Genomic DNA, 24,583 nt, shown 5'->3' with positions numbered 1-24,583 from the left:
CTGGGCAGTTCTTATTGGCCACCAACGGGCAGTTCTCCTGTCCGCCCACGGGCAGTTTCAGCTGTCCATTGACATTCTTCGGCCATCGACTGTGGGCGGAGACCCGGGTCGAGCTGTTCGCCCAATCCACCGACACCCGCCCCGACGAGCTGAAGAACCAGGGGGTGCGGCCCCGGGTGTGGTTCGGCGAGCGGTGGATAACCTCCATCTTCGACCTGTTCGAGGAGAACGTGCGCTACTTCCCGCCGTTGCTGCCGGAGGTCTCCGACGAGGATCCGGCCGCCGAGCTGGCGCAGGGTCGTACACCGCAGCTATCCGAGCTGCGCCTGCACAACGGGACGGTGTACCGGTGGAATCGGCCGGTCTACGACGTCGTCGAGGGACGGCCGCACCTGCGCGTGGAGAACCGGGTGCTGCCGTCCGGGCCGACGGTGGCCGACATGCTGGCGAACGCGGTCTTTTACTACGGCCTGCTGCGCAGTCTGGCCCGCGAGCGACGGCCGCTGTGGTCCCAGATGAGCTTTGCCGCCGCCCACGACAACTTTCTGGCGGCCGCCCGCCACGGCATGGCTGCCCGGCTGTACTGGCCGGGCCTGGGCGAGGTGAGCGTAGCGGAGCTGACCCGGCGTGAACTGCTTCCGATGGCCCGTCGGGGCCTCGACGAGTGGGGGGTGGCGGCCGAGGTGTCCGACCGGTTCCTAGGCATCATCGAGGGACGGATCGCCTCGGGACGTAACGGCGCCACCTGGCAGGTGTCGACGGTCCAGGCGTTGCAGGCGCAGGGGATGAGTCGGCCCGACGCCCTGGCGGAGATGTTGCGTCGCTACTGCGTGCACATGCACACCAACCAGCCGGTGCACACCTGGGAACCAGCCTGACTGTCCGGCTCGCCCCCTCGCCGCTGCGCGGCTGGGGGTACCCCCAGAACCGGCTCGTTCCTCGCCGGTGCTGGGGGTACCCCCAGAACCGGCTCGTTCCTCGCCGGCATCGTCACCGAACTAACCTGATTGTCCGGCTCCTCCGCCGGCTCGTTCCTCGCCGGCATCGTCACCGAACTAACCTGATTGTCCGGTTCCTCAACCGGCTCGTTCCTCGCCGGCATCGTCACCGAACTAACCTGATTGTCCGGCTCCTCAACCGGCTCGTTCCTCGCCGGCATCGTCACCGAACTAGGCTGACCCCTGTGTTGATCGGTTCCCATGTGCGCCCGGCTGATCCGTTGGCCGCCGCGGAGGCGGACGGCGCCGACACGGTGCAGATATTCCTCGGCAACCCGCAGAGCTGGAAGGCCCCCAAACCGCGCGAGGACGCAGCGCAGTTGCGGGCGGCCGCGCTGCCGATCTACGTGCACGCGCCGTACCTGATCAACGTCGCATCGGCGAACAACCGGGTGCGCATCCCCTCGCGCACGATCCTGCAGCAGACCTGCGACGCCGCCGCCGACATCGGCGCTGCCGCGGTGATCGTGCACGGCGGGCACGTCACTGCCGACGAATCCGACCCGCTGGCCGGATTCGCCCGCTGGCGCAAGGCACTGGACCGGCTGGAGACGACCGTCCCGGTGTATCTGGAGAACACTGCCGGTGGTGAGCACGCGATGGCCCGGCGCTTCGACACCATCGCCAAGCTCTGGGACCACATCGGTGACACCGGGGTCGGGTTCTGCCTGGACACCTGCCACACCTGGGCGGCCGGTGAATCCCTTCCCGACGCGGTGGAGCGGATCAAGGCCATCACCGGGCGCATCGACCTGGTGCACTGCAACGACTCCAAGGATGCCGCCGGCTCCGGCCGGGACCGGCACGCCAATTTCGGCACCGGCCAGATCGATCCGGACCTGCTGGTAGCCGTCGTCAAGGCCGCCGGCGCCCCGGTCATCTGTGAGACCGCCGAAGAGGGCCGCAAGGCCGACATCGCGTTCCTCAAGGAACGCGTCGGCTGATCGACCCGGCCAGATCCCGCCACACCCCGGTGGTCTGCCTTCCGGGATTCCGGCGAATTCGTTCCGTATCGACGACTAACGCCTTCGCTGTCGCGCTGTGGCACCCGTAGTCGGAGACCCGCCGTCGGAAACTGACCGCCTAAACAGCCATATGGACTGATATTCCATGAAAATAATGACAGCTGGTTGGGGATGTGCTATTAATTAGCTAGGCTTCGCCAGAAAGGGCAGCTCGCACGTTCATTCCAGCGGAGGGATTCCCGATGACTGAGTGGTGCAGCTGCGGCGCGGTGGGGATGAGCAGCCCCTAGCGCGACACCCCATAGACGCGGCGGTCACGGCCCGGAACCTCCCGACCTCGGGCCGTGGCCGCCGTTTTGTTTGCCGGACATAACTTAGGTTACGTATATTGTGCAAACGTCGAAAAACAGTAATACTCGACTATGGCCGACACGCATCTCGTCACCAACCAGGTCCCTCCACTGGAGGGCTACAACCCGGCGTCGTCGCCGGTCCTCATCGAGGCGCTGATCCGCGAGGGTGGGCAGTGGGGCGTCGACGAAGTCACCGACCTCGGGGCCATCTCCGGATCTAATCAGACTCAGCGCTGGGGTGAGCTGGCCGACCGCAACCGACCGGTCCTGCACACCCACGACGTCGTCGGCAACCGCATCGACGAAGTGGAATACGACCCGGCCTATCACGAGCTGATGCGCACCGCGATCGCCCACGGACTGCACGCCGCGCCGTGGGCTGACCCGCGACCGGGCGCCCACGTGGTGCGTGCCGCCCAAACCGGGGTGTGGACTGCCGAGCCCGGCCACATGTGTCCGATCTCGATGACATACGCGATCATCCCCGCGCTGCGCTACAACCAGGAACTGTCGAAAACCTACGAGCCGCTGCTGACCAGTCGGGTCTACGACCCGGTGCTCAAGGTCCCCACCGCCAAGGCCGGTCTCACCGCGGGGATGTCGATGACCGAGAAGCAGGGCGGCTCCGATGTGCGCGCCGGCACCACCCAGGCGGTGCCGAACGCCGATGGCAGCTACACCCTGACCGGGCACAAGTGGTTCACTTCCGCGCCGATGTGCGACGTGTTCCTGGTGCTGGCCCAGGCGCCCGGCGGCCTGAGTTGTTTCTTCCTGCCGCGGGTGCTGCCCGACGGGACCCGCAACCGGATGCGGCTGCAACGGCTCAAGGACAAGCTCGGCAATCATGCCAACGCCTCCAGTGAGGTCGAGTACGACGGCGCCACCGCGTGGCTTGTCGGCGAGGAGGGTCGCGGCGTCTCGGTCATCATCGAGATGGTCAACCTGACCCGGCTGGACTGCGCGCTGGGCAGCGCCACCAGTATGCGGATGGGGCTGGCCCGCGCCAGTTACCACACACAGCACCGAAAAGCGTTCGGCGACTACCTGATCGACCAACCGCTGATGCGCAACGTGCTGGCCGACCTCGCGGTGGAGGCCGAAGCGGCCACCGTGGTGACCATGCGGATGGCCGGCGCCACCGACAAGGCGATCCAGGGGGACGACCGGGAGGGGCTGCTGCGCCGGATCGGCCTGGCGGCCACCAAGTACTGGGTATGCAAGCGCGCCACGCCGCACGCCGTCGAGGCGATGGAGTGCTTGGGCGGCAACGGCTACATCGAGGACTCGTTGATGCCGCGGCTGTATCGGGAGGCGCCGCTGATGGGCATCTGGGAGGGTTCGGGCAATGTCAGCGCCCTGGACACGTTGCGGGCGTTGGCCACCCAACCCGACTCGGTGGCGGTGCTCTTCGACGAGCTGGCCGGAACCGCCGGGCAGGATCGCCGGCTGGACACCCACATCGACGCGCTCAAGGCGCAGTTGGGCGACCTCGGCGACGCTGACGGAGCTCAGTACCGGGCCCGCAAGATCGCCGAGGACATCTGCCTGGCGCTGCAGGGCGCGCTGCTGGTGCGACATGGCCACCCGGCCGTCGCCGAGGCGTTCTTGGCGTCCCGGCTCGGCGGACAGTGGGGTGGCGCGTTCGGCACGCTGCCGCCGGGCCTGGATCTGGGGCCGATCCTCGAACGAGCCATGGTAAAGGGTTAGGGGACAGGCGATTTCATGCGACACCATATCGCCCCGGTTGAGTTCGACAATCTGCGGACGATGACCTACGAGGTCACCGACCGCATCGCCCGGATCACCTTCAACCGCCCGGAGAAGGGCAACGCGATCACCGCCGACACCCCGCTGGAGCTGTCGGCCCTGGTGGAGCGGGCCGACCTGGATCCGAACGTGCACGTGATCCTGGTGTCCGGCCGCGGCGAGGGGTTCTGCGCGGGCTTCGACCTGGGCGCCTATGCCGAGGGTTCGGCGTCGGCGGGCGGTGAGAACTACCGCGGCAGTGTGCTCGACGGCAAGATTCAGGCGGTCAACCACCGCCCCGATCAGCCGTGGGATCCGATGATCGACTACCAGATGATGAGCCGGTTCGTCCGCGGGTTCGCCTCGCTGATGCACGCCGACAAGCCGACCGTGGTCAAGATCCACGGCTACTGCGTGGCCGGCGGCACCGACATCGCACTGCATGCCGACCAGGTGATCACGGCGTCCGACGCCAAGATCGGCTACCCGCCGACCCGGGTCTGGGGGGTGCCGGCAGCTGGCCTGTGGGCGCACCGGCTCGGTGACCAGCGCGCCAAACGCCTGCTGCTGACCGGGGATTGCATCACCGGCGCTCAAGCCGCCGAATGGGGCCTGGCTATCGAGGCCCCCGATCCGGCGGAGCTCGACGAGCGCACCGAGCGCCTGGTGGCCCGCATCGCCGCGATGCCGGTCAACCAGCTGATCATGGCCAAACTGGCGCTCAACACCGCGCTGCTGCAGCAAGGGGTGGCCACCAGTCAGATGGTCAGCACCGTCTTCGACGGAGTCGCGCGGCACACCCCCGAGGGGCACGCATTCGTCGCCGACGCGGTGGCGCACGGTTTTCGCGACGCGGTGCGGCACCGCGACGAGCCGTTCGGGGACCATGGCCGACAGACCTCCGGGGTCTAGCGACCATGGCCGAGTCACCAGTTCGCATGACGGCCCGCTCGGTGGTGTTGTCGGTGCTGCTGGGGGCGCACCCGGCCTCGGCCACGTCGGCTGAATTGCTCATCCTTACAGCGGGTTTCGGTATCAAGGAAACCGCTATGCGGGTGGCGCTCACCCGGCTGGTCGCCGCCGGGGACCTGGTCCGCTCCGCCGCGGGCTACGGGCTGTCCGACCGCCTGCTGGAACGCCAGCGCCGGCAGGACGAGGCGCTCAATCCCCGGGCCCGGCAATGGGGCGGTGACTGGCTTGCGGTGGTGATCACCAGCATCGGCTGCGACGCGCGAACCCGGGCCGCCTTGCGGTCCGGGCTCTGTGAGCGGCGATTCGCCGAACTGCGCGAAGGGATTTGGATGCGCCCGGACAACATTGATGTCGATCTGGGTGCGGACCTGGACGTCCACACCCGGCTGTTCACGGCGCGCGACGACCAACCGGCCGAACTTGCCGGCAAGCTGTGGGATCTGGCCGGGTGGGCGGCGACCGGTGACGGACTGCTCACCGAGATGGACGCTGCCCCCGATGTGCCCGGTCGCTTCATGGTCGCCGCGGCCATGGTCCGCCATCTGCGCCGCGATCCGGTGCTGCCGACCGAGCTGCTTCCGCCGGACTGGCCGGGGGAGCGAATCCGCACTCGCTACGCGGAATTCGTCGACGAAGTGGCGGCACGCCGAGATGCGGGCCGACCGGTGGAGGTGTCATGAGCGTACGGGTGGAGCGCAGCGGCGCGGTGACCACCGTGATCCTGGACCGGCCACAGGCGCGCAACGCCGTCGACGGGCCGACCGCCGCCGCGCTGTATCAGGCCTTCGCCGACTTCGACCGCGACCACACCGCGTCGGTGGCAGTGCTCTGGGGAGACCACGGAACCTTCTGTGCGGGAGCCGATCTCAAAGCGTTCGGCACTGCCAACGCCAATCAGACCCACCGCGCCGGGCCGGGTCCGATGGGGCCGACCCGGATGGTGCTGTCCAAGCCGGTGATCGCCGCGGTGAGCGGCTACGCGGTCGCCGGCGGCCTGGAGTTGGCGCTCTGGTGTGACCTGCGGGTCGCCGAGGCCGACGCGGTTTTCGGGGTGTTCTGCCGGCGCTGGGGGGTGCCGCTCATCGACGGCGGCACGGTGCGCTTGCCCCGGCTGATCGGCCACAGCCGCGCCATGGACATGATCCTCACCGGTCGGGCCGTGGATGCCGAGGAGGCGCATGCGATCGGACTGGCCAACCGGGTGGTGCCCAAAGGGCAGGCCCGTGCTGCAGCCGAGCAGCTGGCCGGCGAACTCGCCGAGCTGCCGCAGGGGTGCCTGCGTTCGGATCGGCTCTCGGCTCTGCATCAGTGGGGTATGACCGAAACCCATGCGATGGATCAGGAATTCGGCAGCATCGCGCGGGTCGCCGAGGAGGCGGTGCAGGGAGCGGGCCGGTTCGCCGGCGGCGCCGGTCGGCACGGCGCCAAAGCCTGAGCCGACGCCGGATCAGCGTTCGTCGGCGACAGTGTTGCCCGAACCGCGATCATCCACCCGCGGCTCGCCGCCGCGGTAGGTGACGGAGTTGTTGAGCCCGGTGATCGTCAGCGATTGGTCGACCCGCTCGACGGTGATCCGGTTGTCGGCGCCCGCGACGTTCACCGCTTCGCAGCGCCCCCGGACCGTCAATCTGTTATTCGATCCGGCCACGTTGAGCGACTTGCCGTCGGCACAGTCCACCGCCGAGGTCGTCCCGAACGAGCCGTAATCGATGGTGTTGACGTTCGGGCTCATCGACGGGCGCTTCGGGTGGGACGCGTCCGCCGAACCGTCGCAGCCGGCCAGGCCGAGAAACAGTGTCGTGATCGTGACGCAGATGCCCAGCGGCGATCTGCGAGTCACGCCGGTACGCGTTGGAGCCGGTTGGTCATCCCCAGCTCACGTCCGCGGTCGAACAGGAGAGGGTCGCCGTTGTGGTAGTAGACGGTCTGGTCGTAGCCGTAGACGGTGACGTCGTTGATGATGTTCTCCGCGATGACGGTGTTCTGCGAGCCCTGCATGGTCACCGCCCAGCAGTTGCCCATCGCGTGAACGGTGTTGTTGACGCCGTTGATGAACAGGGTGCCGCCGTTGCAGTCCAGCGTGCGGGTCTCGTGCACCCCGTAGACGTGGATGTCGCCGGGCACGGCCTGCGCGCTCGGGACGCCTCCCGTCATACCGGCCGCGAAACACAGCAGCGCAGCACCCAGCGCGGTCTGCTTCATCTCCCGTGCCCCTCTCGCCGGTCGCGATCTCGGCAAAGCTTACGTCGCGCCGGCTCGGCCGTACGCGGCTTCCCCCACTTATCCGTCGATTAGAGTTCTTAGCTGATCTCCAAGTCCTACGAAGGGCGAACGCCATGTCAGCTCGACCAGACCCGCCCGCGGCGGGCGGTCGCTCGCGCGCCAACGGCAAATCCGGGGCGCGCCCGGTCAAGCTGAGCCGGGAAGTCATCGTCAACGCCGCACTGAACTTCCTGGACCGCGAGGGCTGGGACGCCCTGACCATCAATGCGCTGGCCACTCAGCTGGGCACCAAGGGCCCGTCGCTCTACAACCACGTGCACAGCCTCGGTGATCTGCGCCGCGCGATGCGGATGCGCGTCATCGACGACATCCTCGAGATGCTGACCCAGGTCGGCCAGGGCCGCGCCCGCGATGACGCGGTGCTGGTGATGGCCGGCGCCTACCGCAGCTACGCCCACCACCACCCGGGTCGCTATTCGGCGTTCACCCGGATGCCGCTGGGCGGCGAGGACCCGGAATACACCGCCGCGGCCACCCGCGCGGCCGCCCCGGTGATCGAGGTGTTGATGTCCTACGGGCTCGCCGGTGAGCGGGCATTTCACGCGTCCCTGGAGTTCTGGGCAGCGATGCACGGTTTCGTGCTGTTGGAGATGACCGGGGTGATGGATGACGTCGACACCGACGCGGTTTTCGCCGACATGGTGCGCCGGCTGGCCTCGGCGATGGACAGCCGCACCGGATAACCGCGAGGAGACCGGGGACCGGGCCCAGAGGGGTCACAGGGGATGTTGGGGACGCGCTTTGACCTGCCGGAGTGCCGCCGGGTATCGTAGTAGCTCGTGCCTGGCCACAGAGGCGCGTTTAGTGACATAACGCGCGCGCCTGGCCCAATTCGCATGTCCATTATGCAGCGGAGTAATCCGCGGCGGCCCATGCGACACGCCCGACCGCGGGTTAGCGGTGGGGCACAGACTGCAGGATTTACAAGAGTTTGAACAGCGATACAGGAAGCCGGTAGATGCCAACCATTCAGCAGCTGGTCCGCAAGGGCCGCCGCGACAAGGTCGCCAAGGTCAAGACCGCGGCCCTCAAGGGCAGCCCGCAGCGCCGTGGCGTGTGCACCCGCGTGTACACCACCACCCCGAAGAAGCCGAACTCGGCGCTTCGCAAGGTGGCCCGCGTCAAGCTGACCAGCCAGGTGGAGGTCACCGCCTACATCCCGGGCGAGGGTCACAACCTGCAGGAGCACTCGATGGTGCTGGTGCGCGGCGGCCGGGTGAAGGACCTGCCGGGTGTGCGCTACAAGATCATCCGCGGCTCGCTGGACACCCAGGGAGTCAAGGGCCGTAAGCAGGCCAGGAGCAAGTACGGCGCCAAGAAGGAGAAGGGCTGATGCCGCGCAAAGGTCCCGCTCCCAAGCGGCCACTGGTTTCCGACCCGGTCTACGGGTCGCAGCTGGTCACCCAGCTGGTCAACAAGGTGCTGCTGGCCGGCAAGAAGTCGCTGGCCGAGCGCATCGTCTACGGCGCGTTGGAGCAGGCGCGGGACAAGACCGGCACCGACCCGGTCGTGACGCTCAAGCGTGCGCTGGACAACGTCAAGCCGGCCCTTGAGGTGCGTAGCCGCCGTGTCGGTGGCGCCACCTACCAGGTGCCGGTCGAGGTCCGGGCCGAGCGCTCCACCACGCTGGCGCTGCGCTGGCTGGTGAGCTTCTCGCGGGCGCGTCGGGAGAAGACCATGGTCGAGCGGCTGGCCAACGAGATCCTCGACGCCAGCAACGGGCTGGGTGCCGCGGTCAAGCGCCGGGAAGACACCCACAAGATGGCCGAGGCGAACCGGGCCTTCGCGCACTACCGCTGGTAAGGCGGGCCCGCGCCCCGATTGATGGGGCCGGCCCCGACGACGACAAAGCAATCCAGTTATCGAAAGAGTTGGGAAGACTGCTGTGGCACAGGACGTGCTCACCGACCTGAACAAGGTCCGCAATATCGGCATCATGGCGCACATCGATGCCGGTAAGACGACGACGACCGAGCGGATCCTGTACTACACCGGTGTCAACTACAAGATCGGTGAGACGCACGACGGTGCCTCGACCACCGACTGGATGGAGCAGGAGCAGGAGCGCGGCATCACCATCACCTCCGCCGCGGTGACCTGTTTCTGGAACAACAACCAGATCAACATCATTGACACCCCGGGCCACGTCGACTTCACCGTCGAGGTGGAGCGGTCCCTGCGTGTCCTTGATGGTGCCGTCGCGGTGTTCGACGGCAAGGAAGGCGTGGAGCCGCAGTCCGAGCAGGTGTGGCGCCAGGCCGACAAGTACGACGTGCCGCGGATCTGCTTCGTCAACAAGATGGACAAGCTGGGCGCGGACTTCTACTTCACCGTGCGCACCATCGAAGAGCGCCTCGGCGCGCGTCCGCTGGTGATCCAGCTGCCGATCGGCGCGGAGAACGACTTCGAGGGCATCGTCGACCTGGTCGAGATGAACGCCAAGGTGTGGCGCGGCGAGACCAAGCTCGGTGAGACCTACGAGACCGTCGACATCCCGGCCGAGCTGGCCGACAAAGCGGCCGAGTACCGGACCGCGCTGCTGGAGGCCGTCGCCGAGACCGACGAGGCGCTGCTGGAGAAGTACTTCGGCGGCGAGGAGCTCTCCGTCGAGGAGATCAAGGCCGGTATTCGCAAGCTGACGGTCGCCTCGGAGCTGTACCCGGTGCTGTGCGGCAGCGCGTTCAAGAACAAGGGTGTCCAGCCGATGCTGGACGCGGTGATCGACTACCTGCCGTCGCCGCTGGACGTCGAGTCCGTGCAGGGTCACGTGCCCGGCAAAGAAGACGAGATCATCAGCCGCAAGCCCAGCATCAGCGAGCCGTTCTCGGCGCTGGCGTTCAAGATCGCGGTGCACCCGTTCTTCGGCAAGCTCACCTACGTGCGGGTGTACTCCGGCAAGGTTGAGTCCGGCACGCAGGTGATCAACTCGACCAAGGGCAAGAAGGAGCGGCTGGGCAAGCTGTTCCAGATGCACTCCAACAAGGAGAACCCGGTCGACTCGGCGTCGGCGGGGCACATCTACGCGATGATCGGCCTCAAGGACACCACCACCGGCGACACGCTGTGCGACCCGGCGAACCAGATCGTGCTGGAGTCGATGACGTTCCCGGCCCCGGTCATCGAGGTGGCCATCGAGCCGAAGACCAAGAGCGACCAGGAGAAGCTGAGCCTGGCGATCCAGAAGCTGGCCGAAGAGGACCCGACCTTCAAGGTGCACCTGGACCAGGAGACCGGCCAGACCGTGATCGGCGGGATGGGCGAGCTGCACCTGGACATCCTGGTGGACCGGATGCGCCGCGAGTTCAAGGTCGAGGCCAACGTCGGTAAGCCGCAGGTGGCCTACAAGGAGACCATCAAGCGCACGGTGGAGAAGGTCGAGTACACCCACAAGAAGCAGACCGGTGGCTCCGGTCAGTTCGCCAAGGTGCTCATCAGCCTCGCGCCGTTCACCGGCGAGGACGGTGCGACCTACGAGTTCGAGAACAAGGTCACCGGCGGCCGGGTGCCCCGCGAGTACATCCCGGCGGTCGACGCCGGCGCCCAGGACGCCATGCAGTACGGCGTGCTGGCCGGCTACCCGCTGGTCAACATCAAGGTCACCCTGCTCGACGGTCAATACCACGATGTCGACTCCTCCGAGATGGCCTTCAAGGTGGCCGGCTCGCAGGCGCTGAAAAAGGCTGCCGCGCAAGCGCAGCCGGTGATCCTGGAACCGATCATGGCCGTCGAGGTCACCACGCCCGAGGACTACATGGGCGATGTGATCGGCGACCTGAACTCCCGCCGTGGTCAGATCCAGGCCATGGAGGAGCGCAGCGGTGCGCGCGTCGTCAAGGCGCAGGTGCCACTGTCGGAGATGTTCGGCTATGTCGGAGACTTGCGGTCGAAGACCCAGGGCCGGGCGAACTACTCCATGGTGTTCGACTCCTACGCCGAAGTGCCGGCGCAGGTGGCGAAGGAAATTATCGCCAAGGCAACGGGCGAATAGGCACCGCCCGCCCGTGCCGCTACGGTGGCACAAACTAAAAAGATCAAACCTGCTGTAATCCAGCACCAACAAGTCCAGGAGGACAAGAAGTGGCGAAGGCGAAGTTCGAGCGGACGAAGCCGCACGTCAACATCGGGACCATCGGTCACGTTGACCACGGCAAGACGACGCTGACCGCGGCTATCACCAAGGTTCTGCACGACAAGTACCCGGACCTGAATGAGTCGCGTGCATTCGACCAGATCGACAACGCTCCCGAGGAGCGTCAGCGCGGTATCACGATCAACATCTCCCACGTGGAGTACCAGACCGAGAAGCGGCACTACGCCCACGTCGACGCGCCGGGCCACGCCGACTACATCAAGAACATGATCACCGGTGCCGCCCAGATGGACGGCGCCATCCTGGTGGTCGCGGCCACCGACGGCCCGATGCCGCAGACCCGTGAGCACGTGCTGCTGGCCCGTCAGGTCGGTGTGCCCTACATCCTGGTGGCGCTGAACAAGTCCGACATGGTCGACGACGAGGAGCTCCTGGAGCTCGTCGAGCTGGAGGTCCGCGAGCTGCTGGCCGCCCAGGAGTTCGACGAGGACGCCCCGGTGGTCCGGGTGTCGGCACTCAAGGCGCTCGAGGGCGACGAGAAGTGGGTCAAGTCCGTCCAGGACCTGATGGAGGCTGTCGACGAGTCCATCCCGGACCCGGTCCGCGACACCGAGAAGCCGTTCCTGATGCCGGTTGAGGATGTCTTCACCATCACCGGTCGTGGCACCGTGGTCACCGGCCGCGTCGAGCGTGGCGTGATCAACGTCAACGAGGACGTGGAGATCGTCGGTATCAAGACCACCGTCACCAAGACCACCGTCACCGGTGTGGAGATGTTCCGCAAGCTGCTGGACCAGGGCCAGGCCGGCGACAACGTCGGTCTGCTGATCCGCGGTATCAAGCGCGAGGACGTCGAGCGCGGCCAGGTTGTGGTCAAGCCCGGCACCACCACCCCGCACACCGAGTTCGAGGGCCAGGCCTACATCCTGTCCAAGGACGAGGGCGGCCGACACACGCCGTTCTTCACCAACTACCGTCCGCAGTTCTACTTCCGCACCACCGACGTGACCGGTGTGGTGAGCCTGCCGGAGGGCACCGAGATGGTGATGCCCGGTGACAACACCGAGATGACCGTCAAGCTGATCCAGCCCGTCGCCATGGACGAGGGTCTGCGGTTCGCCATCCGTGAGGGTGGTCGTACCGTCGGCGCCGGCCGGGTCGTCAAGATCATCAAGTAGTTCTGGCTCGAACGGCGGCGCTCACCTTCGGGTGGGCGCCGCTTTTCGTTGGCTTCTCGTCGGCGAGTGTGCGGTTCGGTTCGCTGATCGCGCCGATCACCGACGAAACCGCACACTCGGCGGTCCGGGGTGGGCCGCCTAGAACACGTTCCATTTTCAGCTGCTAGCCTCGTCGCGTGAGTGAGAACCAGAACCAGAACCTGCAGGGCAAGGTGGCCTTGGTCACCGGTGCGGCGCGCGGCCAGGGCCGGGCGCACGCGATCCGGTTGGCGGCCGAGGGCGCCGACATCATCGCCGCCGACATCTGCGCACCGGCATCGGAGTGCATCACCTATCCGGCCGCCACGCCTGACGACCTCGCCGAGATGGTCCGCGGGGTCGAGGCGCACGGCCGCAAGGTGCTGGCCCGTTCGCTCGACGTCCGCGACGACGCCGCTCTGCGCGCCCTGGTCTCCGACGGGGTGGAGCAGTTCGGCCGGCTCGACGTCGTGGTGGCCAACGCCGGTGTGCTGAGCTGGGGGCGGCTCTGGGAGCTCACCGACGAGCAGTGGAACACCGTCATCGACGTCAACCTGACCGGCACCTGGCGCACCATCCGCGCCGCGGTTCCGGCGATGATCGAGGCGGGCAACGGCGGCTCGATCGTGATCGTCAGTTCGTCGGCCGGGGTGAAGGCCACCCCCGGCAACGGCCACTACGCGGCGTCCAAGTACGGCCTGGTGGCCTTGACCAACACCCTGGCGTTGGAGGTCGGCGAGTACGGAATTCGGGTCAACTCCATCCACCCCTACTCCGTGGACACCCCGATGATCGAGCCGCAGGTGATGGCCAAGATCTTCGGTGAGCACCCCGCTTACCTGCACGCTTTCCCGCCGATGCCGTTGCACCCCAACGGTTTCATGAGCTCCGAAGATGTCGCCGAGGTGGTCGTATGGCTCGCCGGCAGCGGCTCAGGAGTCTTGACGGGCGTGCAGATCCCGGTCGACAAGGGCGCTTTGAAATACTGAGCGCTCTGCTGGGATCACAACGAGGGGGAGCGACGTGCCCGAACACGGGCCCAAACATGGTGTCGTCATCGTCGGCGGCGGCCTTGCAGCCGTGCGTACCGCCGAGGAACTGCGGCGTGAGGAGTACTCCGGGCCGATCACCATCGTCTCCGAGGAGGCCCGCCCGCCGTATGACCGGCCGCCGCTGACCAAAGATGTGCTGCGCGGCGAACGCGACGACACCACTCTGGAACCGCCCGAGTTCTACGCCGGCCACGACATCGACCTGCGGCTGGACTGCGGCGCGCGCGGTGTCGACGTCGCGGCGCAGACCGTGACGCTGGCCGACGGCACTGTACTGCGCTATGACCAGCTCGTCATCGCCACCGGGCTGGTGCCGCGGCGCATCCCGAGCTTCGGTGACCTGGACGGTATCCGGGTGGTCCGGTCCTTCGAGGACAGCCTGGTGCTGCGCGGCGATGCGGCCGCGGCACGGCGCGCGGTGGTGATCGGCGCCGGTTTCATCGGCTGTGAGGCGGCGGCCAGCCTGCGCAAGCTGGGAGTGGCAGTGGTGCTGGTCGAACCGCAACCCGCCCCGCTGGCCGCGGTGCTCGGTGAGCAGATCGGTGAACTGGTGGCGCGGCTGCACCGGGCCAATGGTGTCGACGTGCGCGCCGGTGTCGGGGTCGCCGAGGTCCGCGGTGACGGTCGCGTCGAGACCGTGGTGCTCGCCGACGGCGCCGAACTGGCAGCCGACCTGGTGGTGCTCGGCGTCGGCTCCCGGCCCGCGACCGGTTGGTTGGACGGCTGCGGCATCGATGTCGATAACGGAGTGCTCTGCGACCTGACCGGGCGCACCAGCGTGCCGAATGTGTGGGCCGTCGGCGACGTGGCGTTCTGGCGCGGCCCCGGCGGCCACGAGGTGCGGGTGGAGCACTGGAGCAACGTGATCACCCAGGTGCGGGTGATGGTGCCGACGATGCTGGGCCGGGAGTCACTGCACGACGTGGCGGTGCCCCCGTACTTCTGGAGCGACCAGTACGACGTCAAGATCCAGTGCCTCGGCGAGCCCAAGGCGACCGACACCGTGCACCTGGTGGAGGACGACGGCCACAAGTTCCTGGCCTACTACGAGCGCGACGGCGCGCTGGTCGGCGTCGTCGGCGCCGGCCGGCCCGGCAAGGTGATGGGGGTGCGGGCCAAGATCGCCGACGGTGCCCCGATCTCCGAGGTGCTCACCCCCTAACGCGGGTCATCTCTACTCAGCGCGAGCGTGCGCGTTCCCGGCCGACACTCCGTGTCGGCGTCCGGGAACGCGCACGCTCGCGACCATAGTGACGCCCGAAGGCCTTGCCATCTCCAGGGAGAACGCTATTCTCTTGATAGAGATTGAGAGGTGCAGGCAATGGACGGTGCGCAACGGCCCCGGCTCGACGCAGCCGCCCTGGGGCGTTGGCTCGACGCCAACGGCGCACCGGGGGACGGTGAGCAACCCACGTTGGAGCCGCTTACCGGCGGCTCGCAGAACACCCTCTACCGGCTACGCAGGGGCGGCGTCACGATGGTGCTTCGGATGCCGGGCGCCCGGGCCGACGCCGCCCGTATCGACGGGTTGCGGCGCGAGATCCGACTGGTGCGGGCGCTGTCGGGAACCGATGTCCCGCACGCCGAGCTGATCGCCGCCGACGAGGACGGCGGCCTGGTCGGCATACCGTTCTACGTGATGGCCGAAGTGGATGGCTGGAACTCGACCGGCAACGCCTGGCCGGCCCCGTTCGACACGGACCTGACCGCACGTCGCGGCCTCGCCTTCGAATTGGTCGAGGGTGCGGCCCGCCTCGGCCGGGTCGACTGGCGCGCCCGTGGACTCGAAGGGTTCGGGCGTCCCGACGGGTTCCACGAACGGCAGGTCGACCGCTGGCTGGCATTCCTGAACAGCTACCGGGTGCGCGACCTGCCGGGTCTGGACGACGCGTCGGAGTGGCTGCGGCGCAACCGCCCCGAGCACTACACCCCGGGCATCATGCACGGCGACTACCAGTTCGCCAACGTGATGTACGCACACGGCGCCCCGGCGAAACTGGTCGCGATCATCGACTGGGAGATGACCACCATCGGCGATCCGCTGCTGGACCTGGCCTGGGCGCTGCTCGGCTACGACGGCGAAAACCCCCGCACGCAAGGCTATTACGCCGACCTCGAAGGAATGCCGACCCGCACCGAATTGCTGGAACGCTACGAGCAGGTCAGCGGACTGTCCACGGAGAACATCGACTACTACCTGGTGCTGGCCAACTGGAAGCTGGGGATCGTGCTGGAGAAGACCTACGCCGCTTCGGTCATCGGTGACCGGGTCGACCCGAAGATCGCCGCTGCCATGGGCCCGATGATCCCGCAGCTGATCGCCACGGCGGCCGAGCTGGCCCGTTCGTCGGCGGGGGCTTGACGTGGGATACGCCGACACGCTGTTCGACCTGACCGACCGGGTGGTGCTGGTAACCGGCGGCAGTCGCGGCCTGGGCCGCGAGATGGCGCTGGCCGCCGCCCGCTGCGGTGCCGACGTGGTGATCGCCAGCCGCAAACTCGACGCCTGCCAGGCCACCGCCGCGGAGATCGAGGCCGAAACCGGGCGCACCGCCCTGCCCTACGCCGTGCACGTCGGGCGCTGGGATCAACTCGACGGACTCGTTGACGCGGCCTATCAGCGGTTCGGCCGGGTCGACGTGCTGGTGAACAATGCCGGCATGTCACCGGTCTACGACAAGCAGTCCGACGTCACCGAGAAGATGTTCGACGCGGTGGTCAACCTCAACCTCAAAGGCCCGTTCCGGCTCTCGGCCCTGATCGGTGAACGGATGGTGGCCGCCGGCCGGGGATCGATCATCAACGTCAGCACCCACGGCTCGCTGCGCCCACACCCGTCGTTCATCCCGTACGCGGCGTCCAAGGCCGGTCTCAACGTCATGACCGAGGCGCTGGCGCACGCCTTCGGTCCGACGGTGCGGGTCAACACCTTGATGCCCGGGCCGTTTCTGACCGACATCTCCAAGGCGTGGAACTTCACCGAATCCGACAATCCGTTCGGCACCGCGGCATTGCAGCGCGCCGGAAATCCGTCGGAGATCGTCGGCGCCGCACTGTTTTTGATGTCGGACGCCTCCAGCTTTACCACCGGCTCGATCCTACGGGCCGACGGCGGCAGTGCCTGATCTTCCCTGATCCACCGCGAGAGGAGCGAGGAGATGACGTGGGATTTCTCCACCGAACCGGAGTTCGAGGCCAAGCTCGACTGGGTCCGGGCGTTCGTGCACGACGAGGTGGAACCATTGGAGGTGGTGTTCCCCGGCTGCGAATACCTGCCGCTGAACGACGAACGGCGCCGCATCGTCGATCCGCTCAAGGCCCGGGTACGCGAGCAAGGGCTGTGGGCCCCGCATCTGGGTCCCGAACTCGGCGGACAGGGATTCGGTGCGGTCAAGCTGACCCTGATCAACGAGATCCTGGGGCGGTCCAGCTGGGCGCCGATCGTGTTCGGCACCCAGGCCCCCGACACCGGCAACGCCGAGATCCTGGCCCGCTTCGGCACCCCCGCCCAAAAGGACGAGTATCTGGCCGGGCTGCTGTCCGGGGAGATCTTCTCCTGCTTCTCGATGACCGAACCCCAAGGCGGCGCCGACCCGCGGGTGTTCACCACTCGGGCCGTCCGTGATGGAGACGAGTGGGTGATCACCGGACGAAAGTACTTCTCCTCCAACGCCTCGGTGGCGTCGTTCTTCATCGTGGTGGCCATCACCGACCCGGACGTGCCGGTGCACCGAGGCGCGTCGACGTTCCTGATCCCGGCCGGCACCCCGGGCCTGGTCGTCGAGGCCACCCACCACCTGGTCGGCTCGCATCACCATGAGGCCGGGCATTCGCTGGTGCGCTACGACAACGTCCGGGTGCCCGCCGACGCCATCCTGGGGGAGCCGGGCCAAGGCTTCCTGATCCTGCAGAGCCGGCTGACCGGTGGCCGGCTGCATCACGCCATGCGCTCGATCGGGGTGGCGCAGCGCGCCCTCGACATGATGGCCCGTCGCGCCAAAAGCCGCTTCACCCAAGGTAGTTCGCTGGCCGACAAGCAGCTGGTGCAGGAGTTCATCGCCGACTCCTATGCCGAGCTGATCCCGTTCCGATTGACGGTGCTGCACGCGGCATGGCTGATCGACTCCGGCGACGAGAAGGCGGCCCGCGCCGAGATCGGCGTCTGCAAGATCCTGGCGTCGCAGATCCTCAAGTCGATCGGGCTGCGTGCCATCCAGGTTCACGGCGCGATGGGGCTGACCGAGCAGCTGCCGCTGGTGAACGTGTTACTCGGCGGGGTGGCACTCGGGCTCGCGGACGGGCCCACCGAAGCGCACAAGGTGAACCTGGCTCGGCTACTGCTCAAAGGCTACGAGGCCGAGGACCCGGAGTGGCCCAGCGAATTCCTGGACAACCGCATCGAGGCCGCCCGCGCCAAGTACGGCGACCTGGTCGACCGGATCCCCGCGGTGCCGTGAGCAGAGTCGATGCCGCGGTCCACCGCGCGCTCGACGACCGCCAGCAGCAGGCCACCGCCGAAGTCGAGCGCATCCTCGCGGCAGCGGTGACGGTGCTGGAGCGGGTCGCGCCGGAAGAGCCCCGGGTGTCGGACATCGTCGCCGAGGCCGGATCGTCGAACAAGGCGTTCTACCGCTACTTCACCGGCAAGGACGAACTTTTCCAGGCGGTGATGGAGCGCGGGGTCGCGATCGTCGTCTCCTATCTTTCACACCAGTTGGCCAAGGAAGCCACGCCGGCCGGCCAGGTGGCCCGATGGATACGCGGTACGGTGGCGCAGGTGTCCGATCCCCATCTGCTGAGCATGAGCCGCGCGGCCAGCACCCAGCTGACCGCCGCCGGGGTCCCCGATGACGAGATCTTGGCGCCGCTGCGTGAGTTGCTCACCGAACCGGTGGCAGCACTCGGGGGGCGCGACCCGCGCCGGGACGCCGACACGGTCTTCACCTGCACGCTGGCCACCATGCGCCGCTACCTGGGCGGTGCCGCCCAGCCCAAGCGGGCCGATGTCGACCATCTGGTGGCGTTCTGCCTACGTGGACTGGGAGCCTGATGCGCGCGATCGTCTGCCAACAGTACGGACCGCCGGAAGACCTGGTGCTCCAAGAACTTCCGGACCCCACCGCCGGGCCCGGAACGATGGTGGTCCGGGTGCGGGCCGCGGCGGTCAACTTTCCCGACGTGCTGATGATCGGCGGCAAGTATCAGCTGAAGATCCCGGCCCCGTTCACGCCCGGCAGCGAACTGGCCGGCGATGTGATCGCGGCCGGCGACGGCGTGCCGTTCAGCCCCGGTGATCGGGTGGTCGGTACCTCGTTCGTGGGCGCATTCGCCGAGCAGGCGCTGCTGCCCGCCGCGTCGGTGAGTGCGATACCCGACGGCATCGACTACGCGGCCGCGGCCGGATTCGGCGTCACCTACCGCACCGCGTATCACGCGCTGCGCTCGGTAGCCCAAGTGGCGCAAGGTGATTGGGTGGTGGTCCTCGGCGCCGCCGGCGGTGTCGGGCTGGCGGCGGTCGATCTGGGAGTGGCGCTGGGGGCGCGGGTGCTGGCTGCCGCATCCAGCCCGGAGAAGCTGAAGGTGTGCACGCAGCGCGGCGCGGAAGCCGTCATCGACTATGACCGCGAAGACCTCAAGTCCCGGATCCGCGAGATCACCGGGGACGGCGCCCAGGCGGTGCTCGACCCGGTCGGCGGGCCTTACGCCGAACCGGCGCTGCGCAGCCTGGCCCGCGGTGGACGCTTCGTCACTCTCGGCTACGCCGCCGGATCGATCCCGGCGATCCCACTGAACCTGGTGATGCTCAAGGGCATCACCGTGCAGGGCATGGAGATCCGGACCTTCGCCGACGATCACCCCGAAGAAAATGAACGCGACCTGGCCGAGCTCGCCGAGCTGTTCGCCGGCGGCCGGGTCAGCCCCTACATCGGTGCCCGCTTCGGCCTCGCCGACACCGCGGCGGCGCTGCGCTACGTGGCCGACCGCAAAGCGGTGGGCAAGGTCATCATCGACGTCTGACCCAGACCAACGTGTTGTGGCTCGTCACACCGTCGTTGGTGGTCGTCGCCGACAGGGTGAGCCGATCGCCGTTCACCACGGCCTGCCGCAACTGCGGCTGGGCCAACAGCTCCGGCAGCATCGACACGCTCACCTCGTGATGCACCGTTGCGGTGTTCTCGTCCACGTGGAAGCGGCCGCCGTAGGCGAAGTACGTGCCGAAACCCGCATCGGTCAGTTGCGCGGACATGTAGCCATCGCCGGTGTAGAGGATCAAGCCGCGCGGTGCCGTGCCCAACGGATGGGTGACCGCGCCGGTGGCGGTGTCGCGGGACTCAAAAGACGACAATTCCCAGCCGCCGAGGATCGCGTTGCGCAGTGTGCTCATCAGGGCATGATGACGGTTCGGCTGACCGGCTCGGCAGCCGCCTGCCGGCTGGAAAGACCGCGTCGCAGGGCGCACAGCAGCGCATCGCGGGTCTCGCGCGGGTCGATGAGCTCGTCGAAGCCGAGCTGCTTGGCGGAGTGATAGGACGCCTGCAACTCGGTGTCGCGCAGCTTGGCGGCCAGATCCTCGCCGGCATGCGAGGCCGCGCTCAAAGCGGCGGCACTCATCGCCCCCATCGTCGCCCCGGGGTAGGCGAATGTCGCGACCTGCGAGTCGAATCCGAGCAGCGACATCACCATGGAACCGAAGCCGTAGGCTTTGCGCAGGGTCAGATGCAGCTTCAGGGTGGTGGCCGCGGTCTGGGCGGCGAACATCCGGGCGCCGGCCCGCAGCACGCCGCTGCGCTCCGAACGGCTGCCGGGCAGCATGCCGGGATTGTCGGCCAGGAACACGATCGGCAGATGGAACGAATCGGCCACCGTGATGAAGTGGGCGGCCTTGTCGGCGGCGTCGGTGTCGATCGAGCCGGCCAGCACCTGCGGCTGGTTGGCCACCACCGCGACCGGATGGCCACCGAGGTGGGCCAGCGCGCAGATGATGGCGCGTCCGAACCGTGGCTGCACCTCGAACCAGTCCGGCCGGTCGAAGATGACGTCGAGCACCGAGCGCATGTCGTAGACGCGACGGTTGTCGCGCGAGACGATGTCGAGCAGCTCCGGAGTGGGCCGGGACTCGCCGGCCGGATCCGGGGTCGACGCCGGCGGATACGACCAGGCGCTCGGCGGGAAGTAGGACAGATACCGGCGGATGTCGTCGAGCACCGCCGCGTCATCGGCGGCGAAGTTGTGGATGACGCCGCTGTTCAAAGCCACCTCGGGTCCGCCCAGGTCTTCCTTCGAGATCTCTTCGCCCGTCGACTCTTTGACCACGGGAGGCCCGGCGGTGAAGATCGCGCCGTGCGGGCTCATGATCCGGAAGTCGCAGACCGGGCCGACCAGGGCGCCGTGCCCGGCCGAGGGGCCGAGCACCGCGGCGACGGTCGGAACCTTGCCCGAACACTGCGCCTGGGCCAGCAGGTCGGTCGGGGTGCGCCCGTAATGCTCACCGGTGGGCCGGAATCCGGCGCCCTCCAGCAGCATCACCAACGGAATCTTGTCGCGCAGCGCCAGTTCGGCGATGCGGTAGCGCTTGGCGTTGCCGCCGGGTCCGATGCTGCCGGCCAGCGTGGTGAAATCCTCCGCGCCCACCATGACGGGCGAGCCGTTGACCAGACCGGAGCCGACCACGATCCCGTCGGCCGCGATCTCCGCCCCGACCATCGTGCCCAATTCGCGGAAGGTTCCGGGGTCGAGCAGGTGCCCGATGCGGGCCCGCGCGTCGAGCTTGCCCTTCCCGCGGTGCTTGGCCACCCGCTCAGTGCCGCCCATGGCTCGCGTGTGCTGACGTCGCCGGTCCAGATCCTCCAGCGTCTCCTGCCAGTCCTGGGCGTTCGTCATCTGCGGAGTCCCCGTTCGTTGACCATACTGAAATTCTTACTGTAACGTCTCGCGGCATGGCTGCAAGCGGCTGTCCGGATGGACTTCGGGTATGAGTTCCCTTGCGCCGGAGTGCGCCCGGTGACTTCCGCTGCTCTGATACCGCGGCATCCGCACGACGTGACGAGCCAGTGGCTCTCCGGTGTCCTGAGCGCCCGGGGCGCACCGGTCGACGTGGTCTCGGTCGACGTCGTGCCGGTCGGCACCGGCCAGACCGGAGCCACCTACCGCGTGTCGGCGACCTACGCCGACAATCCGGCCGGCCTGCCCGGCACCTTCGTGATCAAACTCCCCGCCGGTGACGATGCAGTCCGTGACCGGGTGGTACTGGGCTATCGCAGCGAGTGCGCCTTTTATCACGACGTCGCCGATCTCGTCCGGATACCGATACCGGAGTGCTTTCACTGCGAAATCAATGCTGACGCAACCGAGTACGCGTTGTTGCTCGCCGACCGGGCGCCCGCGGTTCAGGGTGATCAGATCGCGGGTTGCGATGAACGGCAGGCGCGCCTGGCGGTGACTGCGCTGGCCGGGCTGCACGCGCCCACCTGGTGCGACGAGAAGTGGCTGACGTTTCCCGGCCTGGCGATGACCCAGTTGGATGAGGCCGGCGCCAAGGGCATGGGCGACATCGCCAGGATGTGTTCGGCAACCACCGTGGAGCGACTCGGCGCGCAACTCGGCGACGCCGACTGCGAGACGTTGACGGCGGCTCTGGACGTGATCACGCCGTGGGTGTCGGCGCCGCTCGGCCGGTTCGCGCTGATCCACGGCGATTATCGGCTGGACAACATGCTGTTCAGCCCCGAGGGCGACCAGGTCTGGATCGTCGACTGGCAGACGCTGGGTGTCGGCCTGCCGGCGCGGGACCTGGCGTTCTTCACCGCCACCAGCCTGCAACCCGAGCTGCGGTCGGCGATCGAAGCGGATCTGGTCGCGGCGTATCACGCCGCGCTGCTGGGCCACGGGGTGACCGATTACGACTGGGAAACCTGTTGGCAGGACTACCGGTTCGGTGTACTGCAGGCCCCGCTGATCTGCGCGCTCGGACTGGTGTTCGCCGCCGGCACCGACCGCGGCGACGACATGTTCGTCACCATGCTGCGCCGCGCCTGCCAGGCGATACGCGATCTGGGCACCCTTGAGCTGGTGCGGCAGCTGACCGGGTGATCGCGCTCGCTCACCGCAAAAGAAGTAGCGAAGGAGAGGTCTGCACTGATGGCTGCTGAATCCCTGCCGCGGCCGCCGGAGGGCGACTGGCTCGGAACGCCCTACCTGTCGTTTCGGCGCGAGGGGCCGATCGCGGTGTGCACCCTGGACCGCCCCGAGGCCCGCAATGCCATGACGCCGGCGATGTACTTCGGTATCCGCTACGCGGTGGGCCGCGTCAATCAGGATCCGGACCTGGCCGGGTTGTTGATCACCGGCACCGGCGACGTGTTCGCCCCGGGTGGCGACATGGGCGGCGGCGGCGCGGACGACTGGATCACGTTCGGCTCCGCGCTGGGCATGGACGTCACCCCGTTCGACGCCTTGCGCACCTCGGTCAAACCGGTCGTCTCCGCGGTCAACGGACTGTGTCAGGGCGGCGGACTGCAGATCGCGCTGTGCAGCGATGTCGCCGTGGTCAGTGACCGGGCGACGTTTCGGGTGCCCGAGCTGTTTCGCGGCATCGCCGACACCTACTACAGCCAGATGCTGGCGCGCGTGGTCGGGCCGGTCCGAACCCGTGACCTGATGTTCACCGGTCGCACGTTCGGGGCGCAGGAAGCCCTGGATTGGGGGATGGTGGCACGTGTGGTCCCGCACGACGATCTACCCGGCGCCGCGCGCGACGTGCTGGCGCAATGTTGCCGGACGGCGCCGGCCGCGCGCGCGGTGGTCAAGTCGAGCCTGGACTCCTACCTCGGCATGTTCGATCGGATCGGGATGAGCACCAGCCTGGGTGCGCCGGAGGCCATCGAGGGCTTCCGGGCGTTCAAAGAGCGCAGGTCACCGGCGTGGGTGCACCCCGCGCTGCGGGTCGACGGCCGACTATAGATGAGCCGTTTGCTCTAAATGAGAATGCGTGTGCAAAAAAATTAGAAGCAGCTATCGCAGAAACCTCGAATCGGATAGTATCCACACGCATCGTGCCCGCTAGCGTTCCAAAGGAGCCTGCCGCTATGGGGATCAAGGACCTGACTTCATGGTCCCCGCAGCTTGCGATCGGGCGGTTGGCGCAGCCGATGCAGGCCGTCGGCGGGCTTTTCAGCATGACGGTCGACGCGGTGAAGTTCATGTTCCAGCGCCCGTTTCAGGCCCGCGAATTCCTGGAGCAGTCCTGGTTCGTCGCCCGGGTCTCACTGGCGCCCACCTTGCTGGTGGCGATTCCCTTCACCGTCCTGGTCAGCTTCATCCTGAACATCCTGCTGCGGGAGCTCGGTGCCGCCGACCTGTCCGGCGCCGGAGCGGCCTTCGGGGCGGTCACCCAGGTCGGGCCGATGGTGACGGTGTTGATCGTCGCCGGCGCCGGCGCCACCGCGATGTGCGCCGACCTGGGCTCGCGCACGATCCGCGAAGAGATCGACGCCATGGAGGTCTTGGGCATCAACCCGGTGCAGCGGCTGGTGACACCGCGCATGCTGGCCGCCGGGCTGGTGGCACTGCTGCTCAACAGCCTGGTGGTCATCATCGGCATCCTGGGCGGCTACGTGTTCTCGGTCTTTGTGCAGGACGTCAACCCCGGCGCGTTCGCCGCGGGTATCACCTTGCTGACCGGCGTTCCCGAACTGATCATCTCCTGCATCAAGGCGGCGCTGTTCGGCCTGATCGCCGGCATGGTCGCCTGCTACCGCGGCCTGACGATCTCCGGCGGCGGCGCCAAGGCCGTCGGCAACGCGGTGAATGAGACCGTCGTGTACGCCTTCATGTCGCTGTTCGTCGTCAACGTGGTCGTCACCGCGATCGGCATCAAGATGACGGCGCGCTGAGCGTGGCGCTGCGCGCCTTACAGGCGGTCTATCCGG

General features: G+C 67.6%; 24 protein-coding genes and 1 pseudogene. 21 read left to right on the top strand and 4 right to left on the bottom strand.

The window, feature by feature from the left end:
• From ACZYY4_RS16315 to ACZYY4_RS16290, 6 genes and pseudogenes are all read left to right on the top strand, one after another.
• Positions 1-878, top strand: a pseudogene (locus tag ACZYY4_RS16315) (glutamate--cysteine ligase); the annotation flags it as partial.
• Positions 879-1,183: 305 nt separating this feature from the next.
• Positions 1,184-1,942, top strand: a complete 759-nt coding sequence (locus ACZYY4_RS16310; protein WP_463811025.1) for a deoxyribonuclease IV — start codon at positions 1,184-1,186, stop codon at positions 1,940-1,942.
• A gap of 443 nt (positions 1,943-2,385) precedes the next feature.
• Entirely contained in the window at positions 2,386-4,023 is a 1,638-nt protein-coding gene (locus ACZYY4_RS16305; protein WP_463811024.1) for an acyl-CoA dehydrogenase family protein, read from the top strand.
• A gap of 15 nt (positions 4,024-4,038) precedes the next feature.
• The gene (locus ACZYY4_RS16300) at positions 4,039-4,974 is read left to right on the top strand and encodes a crotonase/enoyl-CoA hydratase family protein (RefSeq protein WP_463811023.1); all 936 of its coding nucleotides are present in this window, start codon (positions 4,039-4,041) and stop codon (positions 4,972-4,974) included.
• A gap of 26 nt (positions 4,975-5,000) precedes the next feature.
• Complete coding sequence (locus tag ACZYY4_RS16295) at positions 5,001-5,714, top strand: PaaX family transcriptional regulator C-terminal domain-containing protein (protein ID WP_463811022.1); 714 nt, start codon at positions 5,001-5,003, stop codon at positions 5,712-5,714.
• The gene (locus ACZYY4_RS16290) at positions 5,711-6,469 is read left to right on the top strand and encodes a crotonase/enoyl-CoA hydratase family protein (protein ID WP_463811021.1); all 759 of its coding nucleotides are present in this window, start codon (positions 5,711-5,713) and stop codon (positions 6,467-6,469) included. Before ACZYY4_RS16295 ends, ACZYY4_RS16290 begins: the two co-directional genes overlap by 4 nt.
• A 12-nt stretch (positions 6,470-6,481) precedes the next feature.
• Here the strand turns inward: ACZYY4_RS16290 and ACZYY4_RS16285 are convergent, their stop codons facing one another.
• Positions 6,482-6,874: a DUF3060 domain-containing protein gene (locus ACZYY4_RS16285; protein ID WP_463811020.1), complete on the bottom strand. Its 393-nt coding sequence runs from the start codon at positions 6,872-6,874 to the stop codon at positions 6,482-6,484.
• The gene (locus tag ACZYY4_RS16280) at positions 6,871-7,188 is read right to left on the bottom strand and encodes a DUF3060 domain-containing protein (RefSeq protein ID WP_463811042.1); all 318 of its coding nucleotides are present in this window, start codon (positions 7,186-7,188) and stop codon (positions 6,871-6,873) included. The genes ACZYY4_RS16285 and ACZYY4_RS16280 overlap by 4 nt, the downstream gene beginning before the upstream one ends.
• Before the next feature lie 182 nt (positions 7,189-7,370).
• On the opposite strand from ACZYY4_RS16280, the gene ACZYY4_RS16275 reads away from it, so the two are divergent.
• The 12 genes from ACZYY4_RS16275 (at position 7,371) to ACZYY4_RS16220 (ending at position 19,673) form a co-directional block, all read left to right on the top strand.
• Positions 7,371-8,000: a TetR/AcrR family transcriptional regulator gene (locus ACZYY4_RS16275; RefSeq protein ID WP_463811019.1), complete on the top strand. Its 630-nt coding sequence runs from the start codon at positions 7,371-7,373 to the stop codon at positions 7,998-8,000.
• A 275-nt stretch (positions 8,001-8,275) separates the two neighbouring features.
• Positions 8,276-8,650, top strand: a complete 375-nt coding sequence (gene rpsL, locus ACZYY4_RS16270) for a 30S ribosomal protein S12 (RefSeq protein WP_463811018.1) — start codon at positions 8,276-8,278, stop codon at positions 8,648-8,650.
• Positions 8,650-9,120: a 30S ribosomal protein S7 gene (gene rpsG / locus ACZYY4_RS16265; protein WP_463811017.1), complete on the top strand. Its 471-nt coding sequence runs from the start codon at positions 8,650-8,652 to the stop codon at positions 9,118-9,120. The genes rpsL and rpsG overlap by 1 nt, the downstream gene beginning before the upstream one ends.
• An 82-nt stretch (positions 9,121-9,202) precedes the next feature.
• Entirely contained in the window at positions 9,203-11,305 is a 2,103-nt protein-coding gene (gene fusA / locus ACZYY4_RS16260) for an elongation factor G (RefSeq protein ID WP_463811016.1), read from the top strand.
• 89 nt (positions 11,306-11,394) lie between these two features.
• Positions 11,395-12,585 carry an elongation factor Tu gene (gene tuf, locus ACZYY4_RS16255; RefSeq protein ID WP_463811015.1) on the top strand — a complete coding sequence of 397 codons (1,191 nt, stop codon included), beginning with the start codon at positions 11,395-11,397 and terminating at the stop codon, positions 12,583-12,585.
• Between the two features lie 176 nt (positions 12,586-12,761).
• Positions 12,762-13,592 (top strand): mycofactocin-coupled SDR family oxidoreductase, encoded by an 831-nt coding sequence (locus ACZYY4_RS16250; protein WP_463811014.1) that lies wholly within the window; start codon positions 12,762-12,764, stop codon positions 13,590-13,592.
• A 34-nt stretch (positions 13,593-13,626) separates the two neighbouring features.
• Positions 13,627-14,817 carry an NAD(P)/FAD-dependent oxidoreductase gene (locus ACZYY4_RS16245; RefSeq protein WP_463811013.1) on the top strand — a complete coding sequence of 397 codons (1,191 nt, stop codon included), beginning with the start codon at positions 13,627-13,629 and terminating at the stop codon, positions 14,815-14,817.
• A gap of 159 nt (positions 14,818-14,976) precedes the next feature.
• On the top strand, positions 14,977-16,017 hold the full coding sequence (locus ACZYY4_RS16240; protein WP_463811012.1) for a phosphotransferase family protein: 1,041 nt from the start codon (positions 14,977-14,979) through the stop codon (positions 16,015-16,017).
• A 1-nt stretch (position 16,018) separates the two neighbouring features.
• Positions 16,019-16,780: an SDR family NAD(P)-dependent oxidoreductase gene (locus ACZYY4_RS16235; protein ID WP_463811011.1), complete on the top strand. Its 762-nt coding sequence runs from the start codon at positions 16,019-16,021 to the stop codon at positions 16,778-16,780.
• A gap of 33 nt (positions 16,781-16,813) precedes the next feature.
• The gene (locus tag ACZYY4_RS16230; RefSeq protein WP_463811010.1) at positions 16,814-18,112 is read left to right on the top strand and encodes an acyl-CoA dehydrogenase family protein; all 1,299 of its coding nucleotides are present in this window, start codon (positions 16,814-16,816) and stop codon (positions 18,110-18,112) included.
• Complete coding sequence (locus tag ACZYY4_RS16225) at positions 18,109-18,705, top strand: TetR/AcrR family transcriptional regulator (protein ID WP_463811009.1); 597 nt, start codon at positions 18,109-18,111, stop codon at positions 18,703-18,705. Before ACZYY4_RS16230 ends, ACZYY4_RS16225 begins: the two co-directional genes overlap by 4 nt.
• Complete coding sequence (locus ACZYY4_RS16220; RefSeq protein WP_463811008.1) at positions 18,705-19,673, top strand: NADPH:quinone oxidoreductase family protein; 969 nt, start codon at positions 18,705-18,707, stop codon at positions 19,671-19,673. The genes ACZYY4_RS16225 and ACZYY4_RS16220 overlap by 1 nt, the downstream gene beginning before the upstream one ends.
• Here the strand turns inward: ACZYY4_RS16220 and ACZYY4_RS16215 are convergent.
• Together ACZYY4_RS16215 and ACZYY4_RS16210 are read right to left on the bottom strand one after the other, a co-directional pair.
• On the bottom strand, positions 19,660-20,040 hold the full coding sequence (locus ACZYY4_RS16215; protein ID WP_463811007.1) for a lipocalin-like domain-containing protein: 381 nt from the start codon (positions 20,038-20,040) through the stop codon (positions 19,660-19,662). The two genes, ACZYY4_RS16220 and ACZYY4_RS16215, sit on opposite strands and share 14 nt — an antisense overlap.
• A complete protein-coding gene (locus ACZYY4_RS16210; protein WP_463811006.1) occupies positions 20,040-21,536 on the bottom strand; it encodes an acyl-CoA carboxylase subunit beta in 1,497 nt (498 codons plus the stop codon). Before ACZYY4_RS16210 ends, ACZYY4_RS16215 begins: the two co-directional genes overlap by 1 nt.
• 120 nt (positions 21,537-21,656) lie before the next feature.
• Between ACZYY4_RS16210 and ACZYY4_RS16205 the strand changes: the two genes are divergently transcribed.
• The 3 genes from ACZYY4_RS16205 (at position 21,657) to ACZYY4_RS16195 (ending at position 24,547) form a co-directional block, all read left to right on the top strand.
• Positions 21,657-22,745 (top strand): phosphotransferase family protein, encoded by a 1,089-nt coding sequence (locus ACZYY4_RS16205; protein ID WP_463811005.1) that lies wholly within the window; start codon positions 21,657-21,659, stop codon positions 22,743-22,745.
• A 48-nt stretch (positions 22,746-22,793) separates the two neighbouring features.
• Positions 22,794-23,615 carry an enoyl-CoA hydratase/isomerase family protein gene (locus tag ACZYY4_RS16200; RefSeq protein WP_463811004.1) on the top strand — a complete coding sequence of 274 codons (822 nt, stop codon included), beginning with the start codon at positions 22,794-22,796 and terminating at the stop codon, positions 23,613-23,615.
• 125 nt (positions 23,616-23,740) lie between these two features.
• A complete protein-coding gene (locus ACZYY4_RS16195; protein ID WP_463811003.1) occupies positions 23,741-24,547 on the top strand; it encodes an MlaE family ABC transporter permease in 807 nt (268 codons plus the stop codon).
• The last annotated feature ends 36 nt before the right edge of the window (positions 24,548-24,583 follow it).

It is taken from the genome of Mycobacterium sp. IDUB_21 (assembly GCF_055419425.1).
This window is presented reverse-complemented; position numbering and strand designations above follow the sequence as displayed.